General features: G+C 68.7%; 3 protein-coding genes and 1 riboswitch. Of the genes, 2 read left to right on the forward strand and 1 reads right to left on the reverse strand.

Annotation, left to right across the window (positions count from 1 at the left end):
- The coding region (locus WB508_RS01375) for an NUDIX hydrolase family protein (RefSeq protein WP_423843080.1) at positions 1-517 on the reverse strand (517 nt) is incomplete at its 3' end.
- A gap of 64 nt (positions 518-581) precedes the next feature.
- A riboswitch (TPP riboswitch) is annotated at positions 582-692 on the forward strand.
- Between WB508_RS01375 and WB508_RS01380 the strand changes: the two genes are divergently transcribed.
- Positions 682-1,305, forward strand: a complete 624-nt coding sequence (locus WB508_RS01380) for an ECF transporter S component (RefSeq protein WP_423843081.1) — start codon at positions 682-684, stop codon at positions 1,303-1,305. (Overlaps the previous riboswitch by 11 nt.)
- Positions 1,306-2,040, forward strand: a 735-nt coding sequence (locus WB508_RS01385) for an ABC transporter ATP-binding protein (RefSeq protein WP_423843082.1), incomplete at its 3' end; no start/stop codon positions are given. It lies immediately after the preceding gene.

A 2,040-nucleotide genomic window follows, 5' to 3' on the forward strand; every position in this document is an offset into this window, starting at 1 on the left:
CCAGGGCCTCGCGCACGAGCGCCCCCCGGCCGCCTTCCATCTCGTCGAGGATCTCCGGACGCATCAGCTCGGACGGGGTGAGCCAGCTCAGCTCGAGGGCGTCCTGGCGGGGAGCGCACTCACCGGATACTGGCACGACGTAGGCCAGTGCCACGGCGTGCTGGCGCGGATCGTGCAGCGGCGTGACGCCGGGCAGCGGGAAGTACTCGGCGACCGAGAAGGGCACCGTGCTGGTCGGCAGTTGGGGGAAGGCGGTGGATCCGAGGTCCTTCTCCAGATTGCGCAGCAGGGCCTCGCGCACCGACTCGTTGTGCAGCACGCGTCCCGACACCAAGGTGCGGGTCATCGCCCCCGTGGACGACCCCCGCAGCAGGACGCCCACCGACTCGACGCGCCCCAGGCTGTCGATGCGGACGGGGACGGCCTCGACGTACAGGATCGGCACGCGCGAGCGCGTCTCGTCCAGGGCGATGTCGGACAGCCAGCCGGGATTCGGATCAGGGGTGCGCACGGACATGTCGTCATTCTGTCTCACGTCGGCCCGCTGGGCGGCGGACTCGCCCCGCCGCGTTAGGGTTGAACGCACACGACAGGGGAGCGCCACCCGCAGAGGCGCTGAGAGTGCGGATCAGCCGCAGACCCTTGAACCTGCTCCGGTTAGCACCGGCGAAGGGAGTCACGATGAATTCTGCAACCACATCCAGGCCCCGACTCGACACGAAGTACCGCACGGTCGACCTGGTCACCATCGCCACCCTCGGAGTCGCCTTCGGCGTCATCTTCTGGGGGTGGGGAAAGCTGTACGAGCCCATCAGCGGCATCGCGGTGTTCTCCTACCCGCCCAGCACTGCCTTGTTGGCTGGCCTCTGGCTCACCGCTGGCGTGGTCGGCGGCCTGATCGTCCGCAAGCCGGGCGCGGCATTCGCCACGGAGTTCATCGCGGCAGCCGTCTCCACGGTCATCGTGGGTGGCACCCAGTGGGGATTCAGCGTGTTCGCCTCAGGATTCTTCCAGGGCCTGGGGGCCGAGCTGATCTTCCTGCTGGTGTTCTACCGGCGATTCGGCTGGCTGGTGGCCGCCGCGGCAGGCGCTCTCGCCGCAGCATTTGAGTCGGTCTACGAGTGGTTCTCCTACTATGCCGACTGGGGATTTGAGTACAAGCTCGCCCACCTCGGATTCTTCGTGGTGTCGGGCATCGTGGTGGCCGGCTTCGGCTCGAAGCTGCTGGTCGACGCGCTCGCCCGGGCAGGTGTCCTGGACACCTTCGGGGCTGGCCGAGAACACGCTCACGCGCACGAGCACTAGGTGGTGATCGGCGGGGCGAGGTTCGCCGGCTTCACCTGGCGCCCACTCGGCCGCCGCGAACCAACCGTCACCGGGCTTGATCTTCGGATCGAGCCCGGCGAACGAGTGCTGCTCGTGGGACCGAGCGGTGCTGGGAAGTCAACCCTTCTGCTGGCGCTGTCGGGTGCCTTGGGAACGACGATCGCCGGCGACCTCAGCGGCACTGCGGAGGTGGACGGCCGACTGGGACTGCTGCTGCAGAATCCGGCCGACTCGATCGTGGCTGAACGGATGGGGCGCGACGTGGCCTTCGGGCCGGAGAACCTGGGGCTGGAACGCGCTGAGATCTGGTCGCGCGTCGACGCCGCGCTGGACGCCGTCGGCTTGTCCTACGGGCGTGACCACTTCACGGCTGCGTTGTCGGGCGGCGAGCTGCAGCGTCTTGCTCTGGCCGGCGTGCTCGCGCTGCAGCCCGATGTCCTGCTGCTGGATGAGCCCACCTCGATGCTCGACGCAGCCACTGCAACCACGGTGCGGGAGGCCATTCTCGATGCTGCCGGAGAGCGGACGATGGTCGTCGTCGAGCATCGCCTCGGGCCGTGGCTCGACCACGTCGACCGAGTGGTCGTCGTGGCCCCGGGCGCGCAGATTGCTTTCGACGGTTCCGTGGAGGACTTCAGGGCCGGGCCGCCGCCGGCGGGCGTCTGGATGCCGGGAATGGTCGCCCCCACGCCGTTGCTCGTCCCCGCTGAGCTG

This window comes from Aeromicrobium sp. (assembly GCF_049586495.1).
GTDB lineage: Bacteria > Actinomycetota > Actinomycetes > Propionibacteriales > Nocardioidaceae > Aeromicrobium.